Annotated in this window: 28 protein-coding genes and 1 pseudogene; 12 read left to right on the top strand and 17 right to left on the bottom strand. The window is 72.1% G+C overall.

Annotated features, from left to right (window positions below):
• A pseudogene (locus ACRDTB_RS16235) lies at window positions 1-528 on the bottom strand (hypothetical protein); the annotation flags it as partial.
• 133 nt (window positions 529-661) lie between these two features.
• Here ACRDTB_RS16235 and ACRDTB_RS16230 point away from each other — a divergent pair.
• From ACRDTB_RS16230 to ACRDTB_RS16210, 5 genes are all read left to right on the top strand, one after another.
• On the top strand, window positions 662-1,282 hold the full coding sequence (locus ACRDTB_RS16230; protein ID WP_431431137.1) for a class I SAM-dependent methyltransferase: 621 nt from the start codon (window positions 662-664) through the stop codon (window positions 1,280-1,282).
• A 5-nt stretch (window positions 1,283-1,287) separates the two neighbouring features.
• Window positions 1,288-1,812 (top strand): YceI family protein, encoded by a 525-nt coding sequence (locus tag ACRDTB_RS16225; protein WP_431431136.1) that lies wholly within the window; start codon window positions 1,288-1,290, stop codon window positions 1,810-1,812.
• 105 nt (window positions 1,813-1,917) lie between these two features.
• Window positions 1,918-2,883, top strand: coding sequence for an acyl-CoA desaturase (locus tag ACRDTB_RS16220; RefSeq protein ID WP_431431135.1), 966 nt, complete (start codon window positions 1,918-1,920; stop codon window positions 2,881-2,883).
• Between the two features lie 53 nt (window positions 2,884-2,936).
• Complete coding sequence (locus ACRDTB_RS16215) at window positions 2,937-3,407, top strand: hypothetical protein (RefSeq protein ID WP_431431134.1); 471 nt, start codon at window positions 2,937-2,939, stop codon at window positions 3,405-3,407.
• Between the two features lie 4 nt (window positions 3,408-3,411).
• Entirely contained in the window at window positions 3,412-4,317 is a 906-nt protein-coding gene (locus ACRDTB_RS16210) for an asparaginase domain-containing protein (protein WP_431431133.1), read from the top strand.
• Window positions 4,318-4,589: 272 nt separating this feature from the next.
• Here the strand turns inward: ACRDTB_RS16210 and ACRDTB_RS16205 are convergent, their stop codons facing one another.
• The 4 genes from ACRDTB_RS16205 to ACRDTB_RS16190 form a co-directional block, all read right to left on the bottom strand.
• Entirely contained in the window at window positions 4,590-6,593 is a 2,004-nt protein-coding gene (locus tag ACRDTB_RS16205; protein WP_431431132.1) for an FAD-dependent oxidoreductase, read from the bottom strand.
• A 267-nt stretch (window positions 6,594-6,860) separates the two neighbouring features.
• Window positions 6,861-7,088, bottom strand: a complete 228-nt coding sequence (locus ACRDTB_RS16200) for a ferredoxin (RefSeq protein ID WP_431431131.1) — start codon at window positions 7,086-7,088, stop codon at window positions 6,861-6,863.
• Window positions 7,085-7,681 (bottom strand): ferric reductase-like transmembrane domain-containing protein, encoded by a 597-nt coding sequence (locus ACRDTB_RS16195; protein ID WP_431431130.1) that lies wholly within the window; start codon window positions 7,679-7,681, stop codon window positions 7,085-7,087. Before ACRDTB_RS16195 ends, ACRDTB_RS16200 begins: the two co-directional genes overlap by 4 nt.
• A 507-nt stretch (window positions 7,682-8,188) precedes the next feature.
• Complete coding sequence (locus ACRDTB_RS16190; RefSeq protein WP_431431129.1) at window positions 8,189-8,911, bottom strand: DUF1996 domain-containing protein; 723 nt, start codon at window positions 8,909-8,911, stop codon at window positions 8,189-8,191.
• Between ACRDTB_RS16190 and ACRDTB_RS16185 the strand changes: the two genes are divergently transcribed.
• The 3 genes from ACRDTB_RS16185 (at window position 8,885) to ACRDTB_RS16175 (ending at window position 11,746) form a co-directional block, all read left to right on the top strand.
• Window positions 8,885-9,820, top strand: a complete 936-nt coding sequence (locus tag ACRDTB_RS16185; protein ID WP_431431128.1) for a hypothetical protein — start codon at window positions 8,885-8,887, stop codon at window positions 9,818-9,820. The two genes, ACRDTB_RS16190 and ACRDTB_RS16185, sit on opposite strands and share 27 nt — an antisense overlap.
• 619 nt (window positions 9,821-10,439) lie before the next feature.
• Window positions 10,440-11,021 carry a sigma-70 family RNA polymerase sigma factor gene (locus ACRDTB_RS16180; protein ID WP_431431127.1) on the top strand — a complete coding sequence of 194 codons (582 nt, stop codon included), beginning with the start codon at window positions 10,440-10,442 and terminating at the stop codon, window positions 11,019-11,021.
• Entirely contained in the window at window positions 11,021-11,746 is a 726-nt protein-coding gene (locus tag ACRDTB_RS16175) for a zf-HC2 domain-containing protein (RefSeq protein ID WP_431431125.1), read from the top strand. Before ACRDTB_RS16180 ends, ACRDTB_RS16175 begins: the two co-directional genes overlap by 1 nt.
• A 58-nt stretch (window positions 11,747-11,804) precedes the next feature.
• Here ACRDTB_RS16175 and ACRDTB_RS16170 read toward each other — a convergent pair whose 3' ends face one another.
• Both ACRDTB_RS16170 and ACRDTB_RS16165 read right to left on the bottom strand, forming a co-directional pair.
• Entirely contained in the window at window positions 11,805-12,725 is a 921-nt protein-coding gene (locus tag ACRDTB_RS16170; protein ID WP_431431124.1) for an LLM class F420-dependent oxidoreductase, read from the bottom strand.
• A gap of 45 nt (window positions 12,726-12,770) precedes the next feature.
• The gene (locus ACRDTB_RS16165; RefSeq protein WP_431431123.1) at window positions 12,771-13,190 is read right to left on the bottom strand and encodes an ATP-binding protein; all 420 of its coding nucleotides are present in this window, start codon (window positions 13,188-13,190) and stop codon (window positions 12,771-12,773) included.
• Window positions 13,191-13,364: 174 nt separating this feature from the next.
• Between ACRDTB_RS16165 and ACRDTB_RS16160 the strand changes: the two genes are divergently transcribed.
• Window positions 13,365-13,625 carry a hypothetical protein gene (locus tag ACRDTB_RS16160; protein ID WP_431431122.1) on the top strand — a complete coding sequence of 87 codons (261 nt, stop codon included), beginning with the start codon at window positions 13,365-13,367 and terminating at the stop codon, window positions 13,623-13,625.
• 72 nt (window positions 13,626-13,697) lie between these two features.
• Here ACRDTB_RS16160 and ACRDTB_RS16155 read toward each other — a convergent pair whose 3' ends face one another.
• Both ACRDTB_RS16155 and ACRDTB_RS16150 read right to left on the bottom strand, forming a co-directional pair.
• Window positions 13,698-14,921 (bottom strand): D-arabinono-1,4-lactone oxidase, encoded by a 1,224-nt coding sequence (locus ACRDTB_RS16155; protein ID WP_431431121.1) that lies wholly within the window; start codon window positions 14,919-14,921, stop codon window positions 13,698-13,700.
• A gap of 35 nt (window positions 14,922-14,956) precedes the next feature.
• Window positions 14,957-15,727, bottom strand: a complete 771-nt coding sequence (locus ACRDTB_RS16150) for a hypothetical protein (protein ID WP_431431119.1) — start codon at window positions 15,725-15,727, stop codon at window positions 14,957-14,959.
• Between the two features lie 16 nt (window positions 15,728-15,743).
• Between ACRDTB_RS16150 and ACRDTB_RS16145 the strand changes: the two genes are divergently transcribed.
• Window positions 15,744-17,378, top strand: coding sequence for a phytoene desaturase family protein (locus tag ACRDTB_RS16145; RefSeq protein WP_431431118.1), 1,635 nt, complete (start codon window positions 15,744-15,746; stop codon window positions 17,376-17,378).
• A 116-nt stretch (window positions 17,379-17,494) separates the two neighbouring features.
• Here ACRDTB_RS16145 and yidC read toward each other — a convergent pair whose 3' ends face one another.
• Together yidC and ACRDTB_RS16135 are read right to left on the bottom strand one after the other, a co-directional pair.
• On the bottom strand, window positions 17,495-18,274 hold the full coding sequence (gene yidC / locus ACRDTB_RS16140; protein ID WP_431431116.1) for a membrane protein insertase YidC: 780 nt from the start codon (window positions 18,272-18,274) through the stop codon (window positions 17,495-17,497).
• Window positions 18,275-18,359: 85 nt separating this feature from the next.
• Window positions 18,360-18,665, bottom strand: coding sequence for a DUF6412 domain-containing protein (locus tag ACRDTB_RS16135; protein ID WP_431431115.1), 306 nt, complete (start codon window positions 18,663-18,665; stop codon window positions 18,360-18,362).
• A 78-nt stretch (window positions 18,666-18,743) separates the two neighbouring features.
• Here ACRDTB_RS16135 and ACRDTB_RS16130 point away from each other — a divergent pair, with 78 nt between their 5' ends.
• Window positions 18,744-18,953, top strand: coding sequence for a CsbD family protein (locus ACRDTB_RS16130; RefSeq protein ID WP_431431114.1), 210 nt, complete (start codon window positions 18,744-18,746; stop codon window positions 18,951-18,953).
• 100 nt (window positions 18,954-19,053) lie between these two features.
• Here ACRDTB_RS16130 and ACRDTB_RS16125 read toward each other — a convergent pair whose 3' ends face one another.
• Together ACRDTB_RS16125 and ACRDTB_RS16120 are read right to left on the bottom strand one after the other, a co-directional pair.
• Window positions 19,054-19,713 carry a class I SAM-dependent methyltransferase gene (locus ACRDTB_RS16125; protein ID WP_431431113.1) on the bottom strand — a complete coding sequence of 220 codons (660 nt, stop codon included), beginning with the start codon at window positions 19,711-19,713 and terminating at the stop codon, window positions 19,054-19,056.
• A gap of 98 nt (window positions 19,714-19,811) precedes the next feature.
• The gene (locus tag ACRDTB_RS16120; RefSeq protein ID WP_431431112.1) at window positions 19,812-20,450 is read right to left on the bottom strand and encodes a hypothetical protein; all 639 of its coding nucleotides are present in this window, start codon (window positions 20,448-20,450) and stop codon (window positions 19,812-19,814) included.
• 163 nt (window positions 20,451-20,613) lie between these two features.
• Between ACRDTB_RS16120 and ACRDTB_RS16115 the strand changes: the two genes are divergently transcribed.
• Window positions 20,614-20,808 (top strand): hypothetical protein, encoded by a 195-nt coding sequence (locus ACRDTB_RS16115; protein WP_431431111.1) that lies wholly within the window; start codon window positions 20,614-20,616, stop codon window positions 20,806-20,808.
• 120 nt (window positions 20,809-20,928) lie between these two features.
• Here the strand turns inward: ACRDTB_RS16115 and ACRDTB_RS16110 are convergent, their stop codons facing one another.
• The 4 genes from ACRDTB_RS16110 to ACRDTB_RS16095 form a co-directional block, all read right to left on the bottom strand.
• The gene (locus tag ACRDTB_RS16110) at window positions 20,929-21,333 is read right to left on the bottom strand and encodes a histone-like nucleoid-structuring protein Lsr2 (RefSeq protein ID WP_431431110.1); all 405 of its coding nucleotides are present in this window, start codon (window positions 21,331-21,333) and stop codon (window positions 20,929-20,931) included.
• A gap of 190 nt (window positions 21,334-21,523) precedes the next feature.
• On the bottom strand, window positions 21,524-21,715 hold the full coding sequence (locus tag ACRDTB_RS16105; protein WP_431431109.1) for a hypothetical protein: 192 nt from the start codon (window positions 21,713-21,715) through the stop codon (window positions 21,524-21,526).
• Window positions 21,699-22,091: a hypothetical protein gene (locus ACRDTB_RS16100; protein ID WP_431431108.1), complete on the bottom strand. Its 393-nt coding sequence runs from the start codon at window positions 22,089-22,091 to the stop codon at window positions 21,699-21,701. The genes ACRDTB_RS16105 and ACRDTB_RS16100 overlap by 17 nt, the downstream gene beginning before the upstream one ends.
• Before the next feature lie 62 nt (window positions 22,092-22,153).
• Window positions 22,154-22,891: an enoyl-CoA hydratase/isomerase family protein gene (locus ACRDTB_RS16095; RefSeq protein ID WP_431431107.1), complete on the bottom strand. Its 738-nt coding sequence runs from the start codon at window positions 22,889-22,891 to the stop codon at window positions 22,154-22,156.
• Window positions 22,892-22,908 lie beyond the last annotated feature (17 nt).

Below are 22,908 nucleotides of genomic sequence, written 5' to 3'. Positions count from 1 at the left end.
GGCCTCGGCGACCCGCTGGCCCTGCTCGGCCTCCGCCCGCCGCGCGCGCTCCTCGAGCGAGGCGATCAGCGCCGTCCGGGCCGCGGCGAGCATGCCCCAGCCGGCGAGCGCGGCGTGTCCGAGCACCACCAGCACCGCCCACCACGGGAACGACAGCCCCGTCATCGGCAGCCACAGCGCGCGCAGCAGGTGCGCGGCGATCCCGGCGACCGCCACCCCGGCCGCCACCGGGAACGACCGGACGCGCGCCACCTGCAGCGTGCCCACCGTGGCCGCCGGCGTCGCGGTCGGTGCCACGGCCGCCAGCGCGGCGAGCACGAGCGCGCCGCCGACCGGCCGGCGGAACAGCACGGGCAGCAGGGCCACCGCGAGCACCCCGACCGCGAGCTCGACGGCGAGCACCCAGCCGTGCCGTCCGGCGGCGTACTCGCCGTACGCCGTCGCCGCGACGCAGAGCGCGACGGCCGCGGTGGCGACGCCGATCGCCCTGGCCGACCACGGCCAGTCGCAGGTCATCGCGGTGCCCATGGGGCCCGAGAGTACGGGCGCCCGCGCCGGCGCGGACAGCGACCAAAGTCGACCTGGGCCGCGACCTCGGTCGTCCCCGCCGCCGCCCCGCGGCCGATGTGGCGGTCACCCCGCGACCGCGAAGCTTGCCGGCATGACGACGTTCTCCCTCGCCGCCGAACCGGCCCCGGCCCGGCTCGACTCGCTGCTGGGCTCGCTGCGCGGCACGGTGCTCGAACTCGGCCCCGGCGTGGGCCACAGCCTGCGGCACTACGCGCCGGACGTGCGGTGGATCGGTGTCGAGCCCGATCCCGGACACCGCGAGCGGGTCCGGTTCGAGGCCGCGCGGCTCGGCCGGCGGGCCCACGTGGTCGCCGGCCGGGCCGAACGGCTCGACCTGGCCGGTCTCGAGGTCGCTGCGAGCGTGGACGCGGTCGTGGCGACGTTCGTGCTGTGCTCGGTGGCCGACCAGGCCGCCGCACTCGCCGAGGTGTTCCGGGTGCTGCGCCCGGGCGGGCGGTACGTGTTCGCCGAGCACGTCGCCGCGCCGGCCGGCACGTGGGCGCGTCGTGCGCAGCACGTGCGGGCCGCGCTCGCGGGCGTGACCGGCCGTCGCTGCCGGCCGAACCGGGACAGCCTGCCGGCGATCGAGCGGGCCGGCTTCGACGTCGTCGAGCTGCGTACCCACACCCGTGCCGGTCCGTTCGGCACCGGCACACCCCAGGTCGCCGGCGTGGCACTCCGCCCGGCCCCGACGAGAGGAACCCCGAGTTGACCAGCATGGCAACCGAGCCCATCACGATCCCCGCCGCCGGCGAGTACCGGATCGACCCGGACCGGTCGACGATCTCGTTCGCCACCCGGCACCTGTTCGGGCTCGCGCCGGTGCGCGGCACGTTCCGCCTGCGCTCCGGGCACATCCGGGTCGCCGGCCGGCTCGCCGACTCCACGGCCCGGGCGACGATCGCGGCGGACAGCTTCCACACCGCGACGCCCGCCCGGGACAGGACGATCCGGTCCGCCCGGTTCCTCGACACCGGCAACCACCCGGACATCGTGTTCGCGTCGACGGGTCTCGGGCAGGCCGGCGACGGCTGGGTGCTGCACGGCACGCTGACCGTGCGCGGCCACACCCGCCCGGTGCGCGTGCGGGTCGTGTCGCTGCATCCGTCGGACTCGGGACTGCGGTTGTGTGCCAGCGCCCGCATCGACCGCCACGAGTTCGGGATCACCGCAGGTCGCGGGATGACGGGTCGCCGGCTCACGCTGACCCTGGAGATCGGGGCGACGGCCGGGCCGAGGTAGTTCCCGACTCGGCCGTGTCCCGTTGCCCCGCAACGGTGGCATCGAGACGTCCGGACATGCTTTGCTCGACCCCGACCGGTCCCCGGAACGGAAGTCGGTGAAGGCATGACGCGTGCCGTTGAGTCCGCGAGGTCGACGAGTCGGGTGCGCCCCCTGCACGGCGCGCCACGCGGGCTGGCACCTCAGATCGGGACCTACCTGTTCATCCTCGGCCCGTTCCTCGCGCTGCTCGCCGCGATCCCGTTTACCTGGGGCTGGGGGCTGGGCTGGCTCGACCTCGTCCTCGCCGCGGTGTTCTACACGGTCACCTGCCTCGGCGTGACCGTCGGGTTCCACCGCTACTTCACCCACGGCGCGTTCAAGGCGCGGCGGCCGTTGCGGGTGGCGCTCGCGATCGTGGGCAGCATGGCGCTGCAGGGGCCGATCACCCACTGGGTCGCCGACCACCGCCGCCACCACGCGTTCTCCGACCGCGACGGCGACCCGCACTCGCCGTGGGTGTTCGGCACCTCGCCCCTGGCGGTGGTCCGCGGGTTCTGGCACGCCCACATGGGCTGGCTGTTCGACCGCAACCTCACCAACGCCGAGCGGTTCGCGCCCGACCTGCTGGCGGACAAGGACATCGCGCGCGTGCACCGGCAGTTCGGGCTGTGGACGGCGGTCACGCTGGTCGCGCCGGCGGCGCTCGGCGGGCTGCTCACGTGGTCGTGGTGGGGCGCGGTCACGGCGTTCTTCTGGGCGGGCCTCGTGCGGGTGTCGTTCCTGCACCACGTCACGTGGTCGGTGAACTCGATCTGCCACATGATCGGCAGCCGCCCGTTCGCCGCGCGGGACCGGTCGGCGAACTTCTGGCCGCTCGCGATCCTGTCGATGGGGGAGTCGTGGCACAACCTGCACCACGCCGACCCCACGTGCGCCCGGCACGGCGTCCGGCGTGGGCAGGTCGACATCTCGGCACGGCTGATCTGGGTCCTCGAGAAGCTCGGCTGGGTGCACGACGTGCGCTGGCCGACGCCGAAGCGGTTGCTCAACCTCGAGGCGCGGCTGACCCCCGCCAAGCGGGCCGGTTGACGGTCTGGTTACGTTGAGAACCGTCCTCCTGGATCGACCGATGGAGATGACGGATGCCGCGGTTGGGGTTTTCGGACTCGGAGAGCCGGCACCGCAAGGCGCCCACCGAGCGCGAGAAGTTCCTTTTCGTGGTGAAGGTCGTCGCGTTCGTCGTGGTCACGGGCGTCGTCGGCGGGGTCCTGCTGCTCTCCGGCAGCGGTGGTGGCGGCGACGAGGTCGCGGTCTCCGACCCCGCGGTGCCGACGATCACAGGCTCCGGCGGATCCGAGCCGGAACAGCAACCGGAGCGGCGCGAGCCACCGGCCACGATCGTGGCGCCCGCGGCCGGCACCGAGACGGCCGTGATCACGCCGAAGGCCGAGCCCAGGCCGAAGCCGAAGCCCCGGATCGTCGTGCCCCGGCCCGACCCCGGTCCACCGTTCGCGCGCCGCGGGCAGCCCTGCCCGCGGGACGGGGTGTTCTCGTTCACCAAGAAGTACGAGCCGCTGGTGTGCCGGAACGGGCGCTGGGACCGGCTGCTCTGATCCGATGACACTTCTCCTGCTGGCTACCGGCGACACGATGGCCCACCGCGACCCGGGCGTGGCGTCCGGCCGTGAGCTGGTCGAGCTGGCCGGGCCGCTGCCGGACCGGGTGGTCGTCGAGGACGTCATGGCCGAGCCGTCGTGGGACACGTCGGTGTCCACGCAGCTGGTGCTAGGGCGCCGGGTGCGTGCGGCTCTGGTGGAGGACGAGCTCGCCGGCGTCGTGGTCACCCATGGCGTGGACACCCTGGAGGAGGTCGCGTTCCTGGCCGACCTCATGGCCGGACCGGCCCGCGGCGGCATGGTGTTCACCGGCGGCCTCCGCCCGCTGTCGCACCCGTCGGCCGACGGTCCCGCGAACCTCGCCGCGGCCCTGACCGCCGCGGCGGACCCGGCACTGCGCGGAGCCGGCGCCGTGGTGTGTCTGGACGGCGAGCTGCACGCGGCCCGGTGGGCCACGCTGGCGGACGGCTTCACGTCGGCTCCGCACCCGATGCTGGGCCGGGTGGTCGACGGGCGTGTCCACCTCACGTCGACGCCGCCGCCCCGCCCGCCGGTGGTCGGCGGCGAGCCGGAGTCGGACGTGGCGTTGGTGAAGACCTACCCGGACATGCCCGCGTCCCTGCTGACGATGGTGACCGACCTGGGCGCGCAGGGTGTGGTGCTGGAGGGCACCGGCGAGGGCAACGTCCCGGTCGAGCTGTTCAGCACGATCATGGGACTGTCCGAAATGGACATTCCGGTGGTCGTCGCGTCCCGCTCGTACGGGAGCGGCATCGGGCTGGCGGCCCAGATGGGGGCGATCAGCGCCCGCGGCCTGAGCGCGCCGAAGGCCCGGGTGGCGCTGATGGTCGCGCTCGGCAAGGGCGGCGGCGTCGAGGCCGCGCTACGCTACTTCGACAGCCTCTAGGACGCGGCGGTTCGTAGAGGGGGCACCGACACCGGCCAGCCGTTGCCGGTGTCGGCGCCCGGATCCGCGGCGGTGACTGGGACGTTCACCGGCGTGGGGGGAGGGCCGATGAAGGTTTGTCCAGGTCCGCCCGCGGATCCACCACTGCCGCGGCCAGGGGCCGGGGTTGCCGCGGCGCTCTCGGGTCGGTTCCGGATGTTGGCGATGTGACCGGCCGACCTATGGGCGCCTCCCGACCCCACGGGTTGCCGTGGCGATGGCAGTGGGTGTGGTCATGACGCGAGCCGCCATGCGTCGATGGGCGGTAGCTCCATGACCGCCGGGTCCGCCGAGTCGACGGAACCGGACATCGGTGGGTCGTACTGTGCCGGTTCGACGCCCGGCGGGTTGTAGAGCGGGACGGGCACCGGCGCCGGGACCGGCCCGGGGATGGGGCCGGTCATCGAGGCACGCAGCGGCGCGTACATCGGCGCGTATGAGGACGGACGCGGTGGTCCCACCGGTGGCATGCCGGGGTTGGACTGTTGTGCCGGCGGCATGCCCGGGTTGGATTGGTAGGCGGGTGGCATGCCTGGGTTGGACTGCTGGGCCGGCGGCATGCCCGGGTTGGACTGCTGGGCCGGCGGCATGCCTGGGTTGGATTGTTGGGCGCGTGGCATGCCCGGGTTGGACTGCTGGGCCGGCGGCATGCCCGGGTTCGACTGGTAGGCGGCAGGCATGCCGGGGCTGGATTGCTGTGCTCGCGGCATGCCGGGGCCTGGCTGTTGTGCCGGTGGCATGCCTGGGTTGGATTGGTAGGCGGGTGGCATGCCCGGGTTCGACTGCTGGGCCGGCGGCATGTTGGGGTTGGACTGGTAGGCCGGCGGCATGGCCGGGTTCGACTGCTGGGCCACCGCCGACCGGGCCGGCATCGGTGGGCGGACCGGTCGCTGCCGGGGCGTGTCCGCCGGCAGGGCCGGCTGCGGCATCGGCTGAATCTTCTGCTGGGGGAGCGCCGGGGGCACCGGCCGGGCCGGCGGCCGGGTGCGGGTGACCGGCTCGATCCGGGGTGCGGACCCCTGGCTGGCCTCGACCATCCTGCGCCGCATGGCCTTCGTCGTCTGCCGGTCGAGCTCGTGGGCGTAGTGCAGCATGCCGCGCGGGCTGTCCCACGCGAGGATGCCGACGAGCGCGCCGCCCGCGACGTAGCCGGTGATCTTGGAGCCGATCGGCACGGCCTCGGTGAGCGGCACGGTGTCCTGGGCGAGCGAGGGGTGCCCGGCGCCCTGGATGCGCACGCCGTGCTGCTCGGACCAGAACTTCGGCAGCGGCGTGTACGGCGCGGCCTCGTCCCGCCCCAGCAACAGGTTCTCCGCCGCCACGCGGCCCATCTCCACGGCGTTCATCCAGTGCTCGACCCGCCGTGGCACGGTGTCGAAGCGCAGGTTCGGCCAGCGCGCGACGTCGCCGGCGACCACCACGTCGTCGACGCCCAGGGCGTGCGTGGTAGGTCCACAGAGGACGCCGTTGTCGACGAACAGGCCGGAGCCGCGCAGCCAGTCGGTCGCGGGCACACCGCCCACGCACAGCACCACGCAGTCGGCGACGACGATCTCGCCGGTGGACAGGTGCATCGTGACGCCGTCGGAGGAGTCCGTGTGCCAGTGCTGGATCGTGGCGTTCGTGACCAGCCGCACGCCGTTGGCCTCGTGCAGCGCGGTGACCGTCTCGCTCACGTCGAAGCCCGGCACGTTGTCGAGCATCGCGGTCTCGCGGATGATGATCGTGGTGTCCCGGCCCAGCTCGCGCGCGGCCGAGGCGACCTCGCCGGCGAGGAATCCGCCGCCGATCAGCGCGACGCGGCCCTTGCCTTTCGCGAGCAGCTTCTGCACGGCCACCGCGTCGGACACCGTGCGCAGCACGTGCACCCGCGGGTCGTGCCGGGGCGCGCCGGGCAGGTGTGCCGGCTGCATGCCAGTCGCGATGACCAGCCCGTCGTAGTCGACCTCCTCGCCGCCGGGCAGGTAGACGACGTGCTCCTCGGGGTCGAGCTTGCTCACCCGGGTCTTGGGCCGCCAGATGGCGTCGAGGTCGGAGTGCGTGGGCAGCAGCGCGTCGCGCGGCCGGGCCGCTCCGGTGAGCACCGCCTTGCTCAGCATCGGCCGGTGGTACGGGCGGTAGGGCTCCTCACCGATGATCACCAGTTCACCGGCGAAGTTCAGTTCGCGCACGCGTTCGGCGGCCCGGAGGCCAGCGCCTCCGGTGCCGACGACGACGATGCGCTCGGCTGAACTCATTAGCTGGTCTCCTCCGACATGGTGTTCATGGTTCGTTTCGTTCCTGCGCTACTCGCCGTCTTCCCTCCTCACGTGCTCGGCGCTGGCGCGCCTGCGCGCGATCGTCAGTCCAGACGGCGAACGCTCCGTCACTCCCGCTCACGGTGTTGAATGGTTCGCTTCGTTCCTGCGCTACTCGCCGTCTTCCCTCCTCACGTGCTCGGCGCTGGCGCGCCTGCGCGCGATCGTCAGTCCAGACGGCGAACGCTCCGTCACTCCCGCTCACGGCTACTTCCCCTCCGCGAGCTCGATGGCCAGCGTGGGGCACATACGGACCGCGGCCCGCGCCTCCTCGAGCTGCTCGGGCTCGACGTGGCGCCGGTAGCGCAGCCCGCCGTTCTCCGAGAGCTGGAACAACGACGGCGCCTCCGCGACGCAGAACCCGTAACGACGGCAGTGGTCGTTGTTCACGCTGAGCTGGTTGCGCGCCTTCTGGCGCTTGGGCGCGGCCATCATGGCGCTTCGTCGAACAGGCCGGTGCTGGTCATGGCCCTCGCGGGCATGATCCGCAGCACGGCGACGGTCACCGTGGGCACCAGGAACGTGATTCCCAGCAGCCACAGTACGGACAGCGTGCCGTTGTTGTAGGCGCCGACGAACGTGTGCACCACGCCGAGGCCGAAGGCGAGGTAGCCCAGCCGGTGGATGCCGACCCACTGCCGGAAGCTCAGGCGGTGCCGGAGCCCGACGACGATCGAGACGGCCAGCATCCCCTCGAACGCGAGGATGCCCATGGTGTGCCGGAGCTGGACGCCTCCGTTGAACGGCACGAAAACCTCGACGACCGAGTAGAGCTCGGCCCGGAGGAACAGGAACGAGATGATGTGGCTGAACGCGAACGCCAGCGTCAGCCCGGACAGCATGATGTGCCCGCTGCGCAACGCCTGGCGACCCGCGAGCCGGTTGGCCCACCCCGCCGAGACCAGCACGCCCCAGGTGAGCGAGAGGCACATCATCGCGTACGCCAACCAACCCGACACCGTGGCGAGCCCGCGGACACCGGCATCGACGTCGGCGTCGGGGGCTTGGGTCGCCAGCTGGAGCAGCACGCTCGTTCCTCCTCCCACTTATCTCGCTACGGCCTCGGTGCACGCGTCCGGTGGTGATGTGCTCACTGGACGCGGGCCGGGGACTGGTCTGCGGGGCTGACTCGACTCCGCGGGGAGCGCGGACTCCGGGTGGGCGGGGACGTCTGTCGGGGGAGAGACCCGTCGGGGGTCTCGGAGGGCGGGGAGAGTCTCGGTGCCGGAAGCCGGCGGTGCCTCGGGCGGGCACGGGATGGGTGTCGCGTCGGGGACGCGCGAGATGCCGGTGGCGACCGCGGTCCCGACGCTCGCCACCGGGGCAACACCGGTGACCGCGGGATGCCGCTCGATGCGGCGCGGTAGCACATGGATCGGCATCGTTTCCTCGATCTTCTTCTCGAAAATCTGGATCTGCCGGTCAGACCGGGCGGAGTCTTCGTGTGGACGACATCAGGTCCACGGTCGTGCGGGCGGGTGGCCCGATGCCGGCGACGAGAAGCTCGCCGCCGGCATCGGGAGTGACCAGCAGAATCAGCTACTGCCCTGCTGTCCGCTGTTGATGGTGTCGACGACCTCCTGCATCAGCTCTTCGTCCATGACGTTGATGAAGTCACCATGGTCGGTGATCGGGCTGTGCAGCTCGCCCGGGAACGCGTCCAGGGCGAACAGCTGACCCGGCGGGATGTCGAACGACAGCTTGTAGTTCAGCTGCGGCACCGCCTGGAAGCCCTCGGGGCACTCACCGGTCTCCTCGTCAGCGAACTCGATGTGCGTGTTCTCGGCACTGTCGATGTTCTCGCCGTCCCAGCAGCCCGGGAACTCCAGGATGCGGATCGTCTGGCTGCCCTCGGGGCACAGCGGGTACTGCGTCCCGGAGATCTGGTCCTCGAAGCCCGAGCACGTCCACTGTGCCCTGGCGTTCCCGGAGTCCTTTCGTTCCACGGCTCCCTTCGAGTCACCGGTGGAGACCTGGAGGAAGTCCGGCATCTCCACGACCTCGTTCTGCGCGTTGCCCTCGAAGGTGATCTCGGCCGAGGACGGGTGCAGGATGGTGCCGAGGTTGTGCGGGTTCTCCGGGTCGGCCTGGTCCTGAGCCGGGTCATTCTCGCGGAGGCGGATGACCGGCCAGTAGTAGGTCGACAGGTCGCCGTTGACGCACGTGGTGTCGGCGCCCGCCAGAACCTCGTTGTCGGAGAAGGCGTCGGTGGCGGTGTTGCCCACGTAGTCGTGCGTGTGCTCGGCGGCGTTGCGCACACCCGGCGCGGCGTTCAGGTTGTCCGGGTTGTTGTGGTTTTCCTCGTTGGTGCCACAGTCGACCGTGAACGAGCCGGTCGAGGCGTTCTCACCGGGCTCGGCCTCGTTGTTGTCGACCGGCTCGACGTTGTTGATGTCGACGAAGTCCTCGGCGAACGGCCCGATGCACTCCAGGTTCTCGCCCTGGTCGTCACCTTGGTCGTCACCTTGGTCGTCACCTTGGTCGTCGCCCTGGTCGTCGCCCTGGTCGTCGCCCTGGTCGTCGCCCTGGTCGTCGCCCTGGTCGTCGCCCTGGTCGTCGCCCTGGTCGTCACCTTGGTCGTCGCCCTGGTCGTCACCTTGGTCGTCGCCCTGGTCGTCACCGGCCGGGTTGTCCGGGTGCGCGGCCTGCGGTGCGGTGTTGCCGTAGGTCTGCTCCGCCGGCTCCTCAGCGCCCTGGTCCTCGCCCTGGTCCTGACCCTGGTCCTCTTCACCCTGGTCCTGGCCCTGGTCTTCGCCTTGGTCCTGACCCTGGTCCTCTTCGCCCTGGTCCTGGCCTTGGTCCTGACCCTGGTCCTCTTCGCCCTGGTCCTGGCCCTGGTCTTCGCCTTGGTCCTGACCCTGGTCCTCTTCGCCCTGGTTCTCGCCTTGGTCCTGACCCTGGTCTTCGCCCTGGTTCTCTTCGCCCTGGTCCTGGCCCTGGTCTTCGCCTTGGTCCTGACCCTGGTCCTCTTCGCCCTGTTCCTCTTCGGCTGGAGGCTGCTCCTGCAAACACTCGGCGGCGGTGACGTCGCCGGCGGACTGGCCGTCCTCGCCCGCGGAGGCGATGCCCATGATGCCGACCGTCACCGTGGTCCCGATGAGCGCCGTCGCGGCGATCGCCGCGATAGTCAGCCGACGCCGCGTATGACGCGGTATCTGGTGTCGTGACATGAGATCCTCGCTGTCGTTGGCTAGCTAATTGCTCGCTCAGTTCGAGCGGTGCAGGCGCAACAGTCCGTTGTCGCCGGATGGCACGCTGGTCGCCACCGTCTCCCGCACCCGAGTGCTCGGAGTTGGTATCGACGTGGCTGGCGGTAGTGGAGCCACCGCCGAAATCGCGGACTGACGTTCGGTTGCCGGTGGAGCCTGTCGGCCGGCGGCGACTGTGGCCGCCAGGCCGGAGCCCCGGCTCGCACCGAGCTTGTTGTCCCCGACTGGGTGCAGAAGCCGCGCCTTGAGGTCGCGCGGCGCCCGCATGCCGGACGCCGGCGGCGTGGGATGTGTCGCCGCCGGCGTCAGTTGGCCTGCTGTATGTGGTGGTTGTGCGGCTACTGCCGGTACGTGCCCACACCCGGTGGTCGCGGCGGCGACCGGGGTGTGTAGCACCAGCAGGGCCGCGATTCGCATGTGGTTTCCTTTCTGGGCAAGGAGATTCCTGAGCACACCAGCACGTGCGGTCACCAGCAGATACGGAGAGGTCGGAATCACGGTTCAATCACGGCCGACTCTCGAGTGTGATCTAGGTCACTTTTGACGAACGCGACTGTCGGGTTCAAGATGTGACCCCATGAGCCGGCGTACGAGCTCCAGACGGAGCGCCGCCGGTGCGGGAAGCGTCTTGGACCGATCCGGGGATGGTTTCTTGGACAAGGACGAGGCGCTGGTCAGGATGATCCACCGCGACTTCGGTGGGCCACTGTTCGGTCACGTGTTGCGACTGACCGGTAACGATCGCCAGTGGGCCGAGGACGTGGTCCAGGAGACCCTGGTCCGTGCCTGGCGGAATGCAGATCGACTCGACCGCGAGCCAGGAATGCTGCGCGCGTGGCTGTACACCGTCGCGCGCCGCATCGTGATCGACGGGCGGAGGAGTCTGAGCGCGCGTCCACGCGAGGTGGACGTCGCGCCGCTGGCGCTCGTGCCGGTTCCTGACCGGTCCGAGCAGGCGCTTTCGGCGATGGTTGTCGCCGATGCGTTGCGGGGCCTGCGGGCCGAACATCGGGAGGCGCTGGAGGAGACATATCTTCGAGACCGGACCGTAAACGAGGCGGCGAACGTCCTCGGGGTCCCACCAGGTACCGTGAAGTCAAGGGTGTTCTACGCGCTTCGCGCCTTGCGACGTGCGCTGCGGGACGGGGAGGGAACGTAATGCCCACACCCGATCACATCGACGTGGGCGCATACGTGCTCGGCATCCTTGATCCACCCGAGCAGGCGGCATTCGCGAAGCATTTCGCGAACTGCGCGCGATGCCGCGCGGAGTACCGCGAACTCGCCGACCTGCCACGACTACTCGAACAGATCAAGCCGGAGATCACGCCGGCGCCGAGCGCCCAGGCGCTCGACGGCGCGCTCGCCGAGATCGCCGCGACCCGCCGGGGTCGGCGCCGCAACCTGTGGCTCGCCGCCGCGGCGGCCGGGGTGCTGGTCGTCAGCCTGCCGATCGCGGTGTGGCAGTCCACCGGCGGGGACCGCAACACGACGCCCCAGGCCGCCCCCACCGTCACCAAGTCGGTGGATCAGGGCTCGGGCGAGAAGCAGTCGGCCCAGTCGGAGCAGTCGACCGCCGTGGCCGGCGCACGCACCCTGCAGGGGACCGACCGGGCGACGAGTGCCACCGCGTTCCTCACGCTGGACGGTGACTCGAGCGCCACCACGGTCGACCTGCAACTCTTCGCCGTACCGGGGCCGGCGGAGGGCAAGCTGTACGCCGTGACCAGCGGCGGGGACCGTCAGCTGGTGATGCGGTGGGAGATGGGCGTCGACCAGCCGAGCACGAAGGCGCGCGGCACCGTCGACATCCCGATCCTCGAGATCGAACAGTTCGAGCTCCGGCAGACCGAGGGCCCGGTAAAGATCGACATCGCCACCTGAGCCGGGCACGCACACAGACCCACCGAGAGCGGCGGTGGGTCCGTTGGCGTACCCGCGGTCAGGCCAGCTGCGGGGCAACCGCGGTGGCGATGAGCTCCAGGTGGTCCAGGTCGTCGAGATCCAGGATCTGGAGGTACGAACGGGTCGCGCCGGCCTCGGCGTAGCGGCCCAGCGTGTCGACGACCTCGGCCGGGGTGCCGGTCGCGCTGCCGTGCCGCAGCTCGGCCACCTCGCGGCCGATCGCGGCCGCCCGGCGCGCCACCTCCGCGTCGTCCTTGCCCACCACGGTCGTCACCGCGTGGGAGAACACCATTCCGGCGGCGTCCCGGCCGTGCCGCTCGAGCGCCTCCCGCACCCGGCCGTACTGCGCACTACAGTCCTGAATGGACCGAAACGGAATGTTGAACTCGTTGGCGTACTTGGCAGCCAGCACTGGTGTCCTCTGAGGACCCATACCGCCGACGATCACCGGTAGCGGCGACTGGACCGGCTTGGGGAGGGCGGGGGAGTCCGTCAGCGTGTAGTAGCGGCCCTCGTGGGAGAACCGCGCACCCACCGGCGTCGACCACAGGCCGGTGATGATCTCCAGCTGCTCGGCGAGCCGCGCGTGCCGGTCGGACGGGAACGGGATGCCGTACGCGGCGTGCTCGGCGGCGAACCAGCCGGCGCCCAGCCCGAACTCGACGCGCCCGCCGGACATCTGATCGACCTGGGCCACCTGGATCGCGAGCGGGCCCGGGAGCCGGAACGTCCCCGCGGTCACCATCGTGCCCAGCCGGATCGTGCTGGTCTCGCGCGCCAGGCCGCCGAGCGTCACCCACGCGTCCGTCGGCCCTGGCCCGCCGTCGCCGCTCATGTGCAGGTAGTGGTCGGACCGGAAGAACCCGCTGAAGCCCAGCTCCTCGGCCGCCTTCGCGACTCGCAGCTGGGTCTCGTAGCCGGCGCCCTCCTGGGGTTCGATCATGATGCGCAGATCCATGTCGACAGCACATCACATGCCGGCCGGTGTCTCGAACACGGGACACTAGGCGGTTTTCCTCGGCCAGCTCATCCGTACCGTCGTGCCGTACTCGCCGCGCTGGACCTCGCTGTGCGCGGTCAGCCTCCGGATCAGCGTGAGCCCGTGCCCGCCGCCGGACCCGACCGCGCCCTCCTGCCAGCGGCCGCGGTCCGCGACGGTCACCTCCACCGAGCCGGAGTCCAGCCGGGCGTGCAGTTCGAGTGGCCCGATCGTGCCGCTCGGGTAGGCGTGCGTGACCGTGTTGGCCATCGCCTCGTAGCACGCCAGGCCGATGTCGTAGGTCGTGTCCGCGGGGAGGCCCTCGTCGCGGGCCCACTCGGTGAGCTGGCGCCGCAGCCGCGTGGCGAGTTGTGGCGACGCCGGACCGTGGTGATGCATGGCCGCGTGGACCCGGCCGTGGCCGTCGTGCGTGCCGGAGCTCATGCGCCACCCTCCCGGTCGCTCGTCCCCCGTGCTTGTGCCTCCGAAGGGGGACTACCCGATGTTTTCGCGGGCATTCGCGCGCGCCGCGGCTACCTGGAGGTGGTTCTCCTCAGGGGCTCGGAGAAAATCGCTCGATCGTGCATACCCTGGGCGCTCGGTGGGCATCCGTGCGTCATGGCCGAGCCAGACAAGACCCCATCGGAGCTCACCGGACCGTCCCGTGGCTCGCTCGTGACGTTCCTGCTCCGGGACGAGGACGGGGAGCGGTTCCGTATCGGCGAGGTCGTCGGGCCGCTCGAGTCCGACCCGGTCACCGGTGACGTCTGGGTCGGCATCCGGACCTCGCACCGCTCCCTCCGGCAGGCGGTGCACCTGGTCGCGACGACCTCGATCGTGCACGTCACACCGCCCAGCGCACGGCGCGGGGCGGCCTGAACGGCACGACCCCGGTAGGGATGGCCACCGCCTGGTAGCAGGGGCTGGGCGGTGGTCATCCCTTGTTCGCACTCAGCCGAGCACGTGCGCGGTGTAGGCGTTGCCGAACTTGCCGAGCGGGTCGGCCGCGTGCCGCAGCTCCGCGAATTCCGTCCACTTGGGATAGAGCCGGGCCAGTTCCCTCGCGGTGGCGGCGAAGCACTTGCCCCAGTGTGGTCGCGCGCCCAGCGGCAGCAGCAGCGACTCCAGGTCCGGCAGCAGCGCGGCGACCCCGGCCGGGTCGAGCCGCCAGGTGAAGTGCAGCGCGACCGTGTCGCGGCCGAACGCGCCGGACAGCCACAGGTCGTCGCCCGCCACGGTCCGGACCTCGGAGACGTGCAGCAGCGGCGCGATCCGCTCGCGCCCGGCACGCAGCAGGCCGATCGCCTCGACCGCCCGGTCCCGCGGCACGAGGTACTCGCTCTGCAACTCCGCGCCGTGGCTCGGCTTGTGCCCCAGGCGGAAGTGCGGCAGCCGGTCCAGCCAGGGCCCCGCCACGCCGAGCTGTTCGGTGACCGCGTCGGCCGGCTCGCCGTCGAGCATGTGCACCTGGACCGCCGCCGGTGGGGCGCCGAAGAGGTCGGTGGGCGCGGGGGTGCCGGCGGACTTGACCCACACCTGCCCGACGCGCTCGCCGGTCCAGTCGGTGAACAGGCTGACGCTGTACCCGCTCGCCATGATCTCGTCGAGGTCCTCGAGCACCGGCCGCCAGGGCACGTCCAGGTAGACGTGCTGGCGCAAGTCGAACGACGGCCGCACGTCGAGCGTGACGCTGGTGACCACGCCGAGCGTGCCGAGCGCGACCACGCTGCCGGCGAAGCCCTCCTCGCCGCGGCGGACCCGGCGCAGCTCGCCGTCCGCGCCGACGAGGTCGAGCGCGGCCACCGCGGCCGCGAGGTTCCCGTTGCGGGAACCGGACCCGTGGGTGGCGGTGGCGATCGCGCCGGCGACCGAGATGTGCGGCAGCGACGCGAGGTTCGCCAGTGCGAGTCCCCGGTCCTGGAGGGCCTCGGCGAGCACGCCGTAGCGGGTGGCGGCCGAGACGGTCACGGTGTCGCCGGTCAGCTCGAGGTCCGGCGGCAGTGCCTCCAGCGACACCAGCGCGCCGCCCGTGTCGGCGATGTCGTTGAAGGAGTGCCGTGAACCGAGCGCCCGTACCCGGTCGGCACCGGCGACGACCTCCTGCACCTCCGCGACGCTCGCCGGCACCACGACGCGGCCCGAGTAGGTCAGGTTGCCGGCCCAGTTCCGTTCCACGGAAGCGATCCTGCCCTACGCCGGCGCGGGGTTCGTCATGCCAGCCACGTGCGCGCGACGGCGTCGACGATCACCGCCCGTGCCGACGGGTCCGCCCGCGGCGCCGGGGCCAGCTCGAGGTGCAGGAACGAGGTACCGCGCTCGGTGGCGGCGAGGCTCTGGACGTTGGTGGCCCCGTCGAGGTGTCCTGTCCACTCCGGACGGACGCGGAAGCCCTTGTCCAGCAAGGTATCCCGCAGTGCGGCATGCGCGGCGGTGAGCGCGGCCGCGCCGGGGGAGACCACCGCGTCGTAGCCGGGCAGGGTCGCGGCCGCGTACCCGTGCGGCTGCACCTCGACCGGTGCGTGCTCGGCCAGCACTCCGGAGAACACGTGGAACATCGAGTCGGTGCGGTGCGCGACGTCGGCGGCTCCGCCGCCCGCCCTGCGGTGCGTGCCGGCCAGCAGCAGGGCCGAGCCCGGCGCGGCGCGGAACAGCTCCAGCCCGAGCCACGCCGTCAGCCGGTCGGCGATCGGATGCGGCACCGCGATCACCCGACGCACCGACCCGGACCCGTCGAGCACGACCGCGCCCCAGGTCCGCTCGGTGCCCGACTCTCCCTCGACCAGCGTGTACGGCCGGCCATCGAGCCCGGTGCGGACCGCGAACCCCAACTCGGTCAGTGCCGGCGCGTGCTCGCCACGCAGCACCGCGCGCAGTCCGCGCGCACCCCGTTCGCGCTCGGCCGGGGCCGGCGGGCGGTACGGGCCGGTGGGGCTCATGGCGCGGAGACGTCCGATCAGCCACCGCCACAGTCCACCGCGCACCTGCCCATAATGCGGCATGCGACGCCACCACCATGGGTACCCGCACGGGGTGACGACCGAGGATGCCGACGCCGTCGTGGTCGGTGCCGGGCCGAACGGCCTGGTCGCGGCGAACCTGCTCGCCGACGAGGGCTGGCGGGTCCTGGTGCTGGAGGCGACCGGCGCACCCGGCGGCTCGGTCCGCACGGCGGAACTCGCCGCGCCGGGCTACCGCAGCGACGTGTGCAGCGCCTTCTACCCGCTCGCGGTCGCGTCGCCGGTCATTCGCGAGCTGGGCCTGGACGGCTACGGGCTGCGGTGGCGGCACGCGCCCGCGGTCCTCGCGCACGTGTTCGCCGACGGCCGGCACGCGACGATCTCCCGTGACCTGGAGGCCACCGCGAAGTCGGTGGCCTCCTTCGCCCCGGAGGACGCCGACGCGTGGCGCGCGGAGTTCGCGTTCTGGCAACGAATCCGCGACGACGTGCTCGACGCGGTGCTGCGGCCGTTCCCGCCGGTGCGGGCGGGCGCGCGGCTGGTGCGTGAGCTCGGCGCAGCGGAGTTCCTGCGGCTGGCGCGGATGCTGACGCTGCCGGTGCGCACCTTCGGTACCGAGCGGTTCGCCGGCGACGGGGCGCGGGCGCTGTTCGCGGGCAACGCGCTGCACACCGACCTCGGCCCGGACCAGGCCGGCAGCGGGGTGTTCGGCTGGCTGCTCACGATGCTCGGCCAGGACGTCGGGTTCCCGGTGCCCGAGGGCGGGGCGAGCGCGATCACCGACGCGCTGGTGCGCCGGCTCGCCGACCGGGGTGGCCGGGTGGACTGCGGCCGCCCGGTGACCGAGGTACTGGTGGCCGGCGACCGGGCGGTCGGCGTCCGGGACGGCACGGGGGAGCCGGTCCGGGCGCGCCGTGCCGTGCTCGCCGACGTGCCCGCGCCGGTGCTGTACCGGGACCTCGTCGACGAGCGCCACCTGCCGGCCCGGCTGCTCGCCGACCTCGCGCACTTCCACTGGGACGACGGCACGGTCAAGGTCGACTGGGCACTGTCCGGGCCGATCCCGTGGAGGGCGGCGGAGGTCGGCCGGGCCGGCACCGTCCACCTCGGCGCCGACCTCGACGGGATGTCCGGCCTCGCCACCGATCTGACGTGCGGCCGGGTGCCCCGCACCCCGTTCCTGTTGCTGGGGCAGATGACGACGGCCGACCCGTCCCGCTCGCCGGCCGGCACCGAGTCGGTGTGGGCCTACACGCACGTGCCGCGCGGCCAGCAGTGGTCGCAGGGCCGGCTGCGGCGGCGCGCGGAGCGGATCGAGCAGGTGGTCGAGGACGCGGCGCCAGGCTTCCGGGACCGGATCGTGGGCCGGGCGATCGCCGGGCCGGCCGACCTCGAGGAGCACAACCCGAGCCTCGTCGAGGGCGCGATCAACGCGGGCACGGCGGCCATCCACCAGCAGCTGGTGTTCCGTCCGGTGCCGGGCCTCGGGCGTGCGGACACCCCGGTGGACCGGCTGTACCTGGCCGGCGCGTCGGCCCATCCGGGCGGCGGGGTGCACGGTGCGGCGGGCGCCAACGCGGCCCGCGCGGCGCTGGCCCGCGACGGCCGCCTGGGCGCGGGCTACGGCACGCTGATCCGCTCCCTGCACCGCGCGCTGTACCGCCAGCCCCGCTGATCACGACCGGGGCCTGGAAGGACGCCTTCCGGACACTGGGTGTCTGGAAGGCGTCCTTCCAGGCCGTTCAGCAAGGTCGCTGCATGGCCTTGCCGATCACGTCCCGCGTCGACACCTCACCGGGCCGCCTCGCGTTCGACCACGCCGGTGAGCACGTGCTGCTGGCCGAATGTCCACACGTTGCTCGCGAGGAAGTACAGCAGCACCGCGATCGGCATCGGGAAGAACGCGCCGGACACCAGCACGCCGACCGGAGCGAGGTACATCATCACCCGGGTCACCGCGGCGACCTGCGGGCTGGTGGTCTCGGCTCGGCGCAGCGACGCCCGCATCGTGAAGAACGTGGCCACCCCGGCGGCGAGCATCAGCGGCAGGCCGACCGCGAGCATGTGCGCGTGGTCGGTGCCGAACGCGGCCAGGTCGGCGGCCGGCTGGCTGATCCAGTTGCCGAGCTTGGCACCGAAGACGTCGGCGTTGCGGAACGACTCCACCCCGGCCCGGTCGAACACGTGGTTCGACGTCGCGCCGGGGGTGAAGTCGCGCAGCACCCAGTAGAGGCTGAGGAAGACCGGGATCTGGAGCAACGTGGGCAGGCAGCCGCCGAGCGGGCTGATCCCGTTGTCCGCGTACAGCTTCTGCATCTCCTGGGCGAGCCGCTGCCGGTCGCCCTTGTGACGCTTGCGCAGCTTGTCCAGCTGTGGGGCGAGCTCGCGGGTGCGGCGAGCCGAGCGCACCTGGCTGAGCGCGGGGCGGATCAGCAGCACGCGGACGGTGAAGGTGAGGAACACGACCGCGAGCGACCAGGCGAGTCCGCTCGCGGGTCCGAGCGGGACGGCGAAGACCGTGTGCCAGAACCAGAGGATGGCCGAGACGGGGTAGAGCAGGAAGTCGAACATGCAGCACTCCGAGATGTCGGGAAGTCACCGGGGACATACGGAAACGGCTGCATGCCGGGAAAAGCCGGCGCAGGGCCGGCGGAGGTCACGCAGCCGTGCTGCGTGCTGTCGGTGCTCGCGGTCGGGTGCGGCCCGGCGCGTCCGGGTCGCGTAGCCGCAGGAACGCGGCCTGCCAGGCGTACTCGCGGAGGCGGACCGTGTGGACCTGGTCGGGCGCGACGGCCGGCACGAGGTGGACGAGCACCACGGCCGTCACCACGGCGACCGCGAGACCAGCGGTCAGCGCGCCCAGCGGGCCGGCCGAGGCCGCGGGCAGCAGCGCGAGGAGCGCGGGCAGCAGCACGGCCAGCGCGAGGCGCAGGCGCACCCCCGGTTCGCTCCTCGTCACCACGCCACGATGCTACCTCGGCCGGAGGTTTCACCGGTCCCCTCGGCGGGCAGCCCGTGCCCGAGGGAGAGGAGATCCGCGATGAACATGTTCGACAAGGCCAAGGCCAGGGCGGAGCGACTGGTCGGCGAGGCCAAGGAGCGGATGGGCCACAAGACCGGCGACGAGGACCTCGAGAACGCCGGCAAGCGCGACAAGCTCACCGGTGAGGCCAAGGTGACCGGCCACGGCCTGCGGGACAAGGCGGCCGCCGCGCTGCGTGACGCCAAGGAACGGTTGCGAGGACGCTGAGCCCGGCCGGCGCGCCGGGTCGAGGACTGTGCGGCCCGGGCAGCGCCGGTGATCAGGGGGTCGGCGGGGAGGTCGCCGGCCCCCGTCCCGCACGCCGTGCTCACTCGGCGCGCGCCAGTACCACCGGCTGGTAGTAGCCCGACTCCGCGGGCATGAGCCACCGGACCTCATCGAACCCACCGGCCGTGAGCACGGTGGTCAGTTCGTCGCGCCGCAGCGTCCGGTAGGTCGTCGAGCGGACCGCCGTGGTCCACCCGTCCCCCTTCGGCCGCAGGATGAAGACGTTGATCTCGACCGTCCGCCGGTCCGGCGCCCACTCCCGCGCCTGCCCGACGATCCGCCGCCGCGCGCCGGTTCCGTGCACCACCGGCATGACCCCGGACGTCCCGTCCCGCAGGATCGCGTCGTAGTCCCGGATGCTCGCGAGGAACAGGCCGCCGGGATCGAGGCAGCCGCGCACCGACCGCACGGCGGCGGCCAGGTCGGCGTCGGTGAGCAGGTGCGGCAGCGAGTTGTGGCACGCGAGGACGGCGTCGAACCGCCGCGACGGGAGCGCGCGGACGTCGGCCACGTCGAGCCGGACGTCGACGCCGCGCTCGCGTGCCTCGGCCCGGGCCCGTTCGACCGCGGCCGCGCTGAGATCGGAGCCGTTAACCCGGAATCCCTTGGCGGCGAGGGGAAGCGCCTGTGTGCCGATCCCACAGGTGCAGTCGTACAGGGTGGCGGGCGGGGCGACACTAGTCCGCCTCCCCGGAATCAAAAGTGTTGGTTGCGTCCCAGCGAACGGTGTGGATTTCGGGTTGATTGTGGCTGGGTGCCGTCACGGTCCCCTGAGGTCGCGTTGGTTAGCACAAGGCCTCACTTCCCGGCCTGCCCGTACAGGTGGGGGAGCAGCACGGCCACGCCGGCGACCCCGTCGAGGAGCGTGTCGGTCTGCTGGCCGGACACCACCGGCTCGGCGTCGGCGGACACCGCGGTCGTGCCGACCTGGCGGGAGCGGTGATGACGGCCGGAGAGCGCGACGTTGGGGATGCCGGCCACCGAGCCGGGCAGCGGTTTGATCCGGCCGGTGCCCGGCGCGTCGTCGATCCGCCGGAACTCCCGGGCCTCGGCGCCGGTGCGGAAGTCGACCCACGCCACGGCGACCGCGATGGTCCCGCCGCGCGCGTCGCGGATCGTGAACAACAGCCGGTCCATCGAGCGGCACGGCGTGCGTAACAGGTACTGGCGCACCTGGCCGGTGGCGAACGCCGCGCAGTTGACGTTGTGCCGCCGCGCGCGCGGGCCCGCGGTCATGCCCAGCTGCTGGGCCGCCGCGGCGATGTCGCCCCGGCGTGCCGCCTCCTGGCTCGCGGCGATGCGGGCGGCGAAGGTGTTCGCCACGGCCTGGCTCGAGCCGGAGTCCGGCGCCGGACCACTGTCCTCACCGGCCGACGCCACGGCGAGGGCGAGCACGCCGGCCAGGAGGACCGTGCCGGCGCCCTTTCCCTTGGCCATGCATTCCTCCCATGCGGTCGCCCGGGTCGCCCCTTTCTAACCGCCGTGCTCCCGAGATGCGACGGGTGGGTCGACAAAGCGTCCGAATGGCCGATCGGTGATCGCCGGTCGACTCGTGGGTAACAACGGAGTCCGGTTCCGCGACGTATCGCTCGTGGAGGCCGTGGATTGGCGAGCGGACGGGAGATCTGCCCAGCTCATGGCGTTGTTCGCGGCATGGCGAGCGGACCTCGACTCGGAGCCGTTCGCGTACTCCGACACGGATTTCCGGCGCGCGTGGAAGCGGCCGGCGTGCGTTCGGTTCGACTACGGCGCGCCGCCTCGGTTCGTGTTGGGCCGGCCCGATCCGCGCGAGTAAGGGCATTCCGGTGCGTTCGGTGGCGGGCGCGGGCGGATTTCCCTGCCGCCACGCCTGGTCACCGGCCGACCGCCGCCGGTATGCGAACGGCGTGGCATTTCCGGTGGGGACCGGCGAATTTCAACTCTTCTTCGCCCGCGACCGGCGCCTGGTCGAGCCGTTCGTGGTGGAACGGGCCTTCTCCTCGGCCTGAGCCCGGCGGTACGCCTCGGCCACGTGCGACGGAATGCGGCCACGCGCGGCGAGTTCGACGCCGTTCGCCTGCGCCCATTCCCTAATGGCGCCGGCGTCGTGGTTGGCCGCGCCGGCGCGCTGGCCCGGGCGCGCGCCACGGCGGACCCGGCCACCGGTCCGGCGAGCCGCGGCGACGTAGTCGGCCAGCATGTTTCGAAGTTGATCTGCGTTGGTTTCTGACAGATCGATCTCATATGTCACGCCGTCCAGCCCGAACTGGACAGTCGTGACGTCGTCCGAAGCCGAGCCGTCCAGGTCATCAATGAGCTGGACAAGTACCTTCTGCGCCATGATTGTGCTCCTGGTTTGGATGGTGATGCGTGCAAACCTAGTGGTTTGTTGGTCGCACGGTATCCCACCAGTGCCGGTCGTGTCATGAGTTGATCGGCCGACTCGACATGTGATTCGTGGAATGTCGTCGGAAGGAAATCAAAAGGTGAGGTGAGCACGGCCGCCATTTCGGCGTTCCGGGCGAGTCCACTCAGGACGTGAGGTCAAGCCGGTAGGCCAGCGCGAGCATCTCGCCGCCGACTCCGTGGTACGCGGCCACGTCGATGTCCATCTCGGGCACGCGCCGGTAGCCGAGCCGCTCGTAGAGGCGGATGGCGTCCGGCATGAACGCCATCGTGTGCAGGCGCGGATCCGCCTCCCCGGAATCAACCCTTGTGGTCACCCGGGGTTGGTGTCGTCCCGTTTGGGACGTACCGGTGGTTGGGTTGCGTCCCGTTCCCCTTGGGTGCGGTTGGCAGGAACGGCACCTCCTCGACCGCGCCGGCCGGGTACAGCCGCGCCGTGCCGGCGATGGCGCCGTTGGTCGGACCGCCGGTCGCGCCGACGGCCGGGCCGGCGTGCGCGGCAGCGTTCACGGCAGCGTTCACGGCGACCAGCCTGGTGGCCCGGCCGGCGGCGCTGCCGACGTCGGTCAGGTCGGCGAGGTAGCGCTCGAACAGCGCGGTCACCGGCACCGCGGCGGCGTACAGGCCGTACGCGGTGGTGAGCAGCGCACGGAGCTCGTCCAGCTCGTCCGGCGTGGCCTCTCGGACGGTCATGCCCGCCGTTCTACCAGGTCGCACCGGCTGCGGGCGCCTGCTTTTCCGGTGCCCTGAGGGAGTCAGCGGCGGGCGAGCGAGGCGAGGAACTCGCGCAGGACGGCGTGCGTGGCGGGGGAGCTCCAGAGCTCCAGCACTCGGGGGTCGTCGAGCGGGCGGCCGGCGTCGATGCGCTGCCGGGTGGGGCGGTGGAGCTGCTCCTTGCTCAGCGCGTACACGTCGGCGGGGGTGGCCGCGAGCCGGCCGGCGCGGCGAACCGCCTCGCCCAGCAGCTCCTCGGGAGCCACGACCGCGCCGACGAGGCCGGCGGCGTGGGCGGCCGCGGGGTCCACGGTGTCCGCGGTCAACACCAGGCGGTCGGCGACCGGGCCGGCCGCGTGCCGCATGATCTCCAGCGGCACGGTCGGAAACGGCACGCCGGCGGCGAGCTCGGTGAGCCCGATCGTGCCGGCGGACATCAGACGCACGTCGCAGGCCGCGGCGAGCACGCAGCCACCCGCGAGCGCGTGCCCGTTGACCGCGGCGACCGTCGGGCGCGGGTGGTCGAACAGGGCGAGCGCCGCCGTGCTGAGGGCGGGCAGGAACTCCGCCACGTAGGCGGGTCCACCGTCCACGATGCGCTTGAGGTCCACGCCCGCGGAGAAGCAGCGTCCGGCCCCGGTCAGCACGACCGCGGGTGCGCCGGCGACGTCCGCGAGCGCGCCGGGCAGCGCGGCCAGCAGCTCGAGGTCGAGGGCGTTGACCGGGCCGTGGTTCAGCCGCAGCACGGCGATGCCGGCCTCGTCGATGGTCTCGATCACCGCTGCATTCTGCCCGC

It is taken from the genome of Actinophytocola sp. (genome assembly GCF_050699935.1).
In the GTDB taxonomy this organism is placed as follows: domain Bacteria; phylum Actinomycetota; class Actinomycetes; order Mycobacteriales; family Pseudonocardiaceae; genus Actinophytocola.
This window is presented reverse-complemented; position numbering and strand designations above follow the sequence as displayed.

Excerpts from the sequence above, each read along its gene's own strand:
- ACRDTB_RS16230 (WP_431431137.1), top strand. The coding sequence starts at position 662 with ATGACGACGTTCTCCCTCGCCGCCGAACCGGCCCCGGCCCGGCTCGAC.
- ACRDTB_RS16225 (WP_431431136.1), top strand. The coding sequence starts at position 1,288 with ATGGCAACCGAGCCCATCACGATCCCCGCCGCCGGCGAGTACCGGATC.
- ACRDTB_RS16220 (WP_431431135.1), top strand. The coding sequence starts at position 1,918 with ATGACGCGTGCCGTTGAGTCCGCGAGGTCGACGAGTCGGGTGCGCCCC.
- ACRDTB_RS16215 (WP_431431134.1), top strand. The coding sequence starts at position 2,937 with ATGCCGCGGTTGGGGTTTTCGGACTCGGAGAGCCGGCACCGCAAGGCG.
- ACRDTB_RS16210 (WP_431431133.1), top strand. The coding sequence starts at position 3,412 with ATGACACTTCTCCTGCTGGCTACCGGCGACACGATGGCCCACCGCGAC.
- ACRDTB_RS16205 (WP_431431132.1), bottom strand. The coding sequence starts at position 6,593 with ATGAGTTCAGCCGAGCGCATCGTCGTCGTCGGCACCGGAGGCGCTGGC.
- ACRDTB_RS16200 (WP_431431131.1), bottom strand. The coding sequence starts at position 7,088 with ATGATGGCCGCGCCCAAGCGCCAGAAGGCGCGCAACCAGCTCAGCGTG.
- ACRDTB_RS16180 (WP_431431127.1), top strand. The coding sequence starts at position 10,440 with ATGAGCCGGCGTACGAGCTCCAGACGGAGCGCCGCCGGTGCGGGAAGC.
- ACRDTB_RS16175 (WP_431431125.1), top strand. The coding sequence starts at position 11,021 with ATGCCCACACCCGATCACATCGACGTGGGCGCATACGTGCTCGGCATC.
- ACRDTB_RS16170 (WP_431431124.1), bottom strand. The coding sequence starts at position 12,725 with ATGGATCTGCGCATCATGATCGAACCCCAGGAGGGCGCCGGCTACGAG.
- ACRDTB_RS16165 (WP_431431123.1), bottom strand. The coding sequence starts at position 13,190 with ATGAGCTCCGGCACGCACGACGGCCACGGCCGGGTCCACGCGGCCATG.
- ACRDTB_RS16160 (WP_431431122.1), top strand. The coding sequence starts at position 13,365 with ATGGCCGAGCCAGACAAGACCCCATCGGAGCTCACCGGACCGTCCCGT.
- ACRDTB_RS16145 (WP_431431118.1), top strand. The coding sequence starts at position 15,744 with ATGCGACGCCACCACCATGGGTACCCGCACGGGGTGACGACCGAGGAT.
- yidC (WP_431431116.1), bottom strand. The coding sequence starts at position 18,274 with ATGTTCGACTTCCTGCTCTACCCCGTCTCGGCCATCCTCTGGTTCTGG.
- ACRDTB_RS16130 (WP_431431114.1), top strand. The coding sequence starts at position 18,744 with ATGAACATGTTCGACAAGGCCAAGGCCAGGGCGGAGCGACTGGTCGGC.
- ACRDTB_RS16120 (WP_431431112.1), bottom strand. The coding sequence starts at position 20,450 with ATGGCCAAGGGAAAGGGCGCCGGCACGGTCCTCCTGGCCGGCGTGCTC.
- ACRDTB_RS16110 (WP_431431110.1), bottom strand. The coding sequence starts at position 21,333 with ATGGCGCAGAAGGTACTTGTCCAGCTCATTGATGACCTGGACGGCTCG.
- ACRDTB_RS16100 (WP_431431108.1), bottom strand. The coding sequence starts at position 22,091 with ATGACCGTCCGAGAGGCCACGCCGGACGAGCTGGACGAGCTCCGTGCG.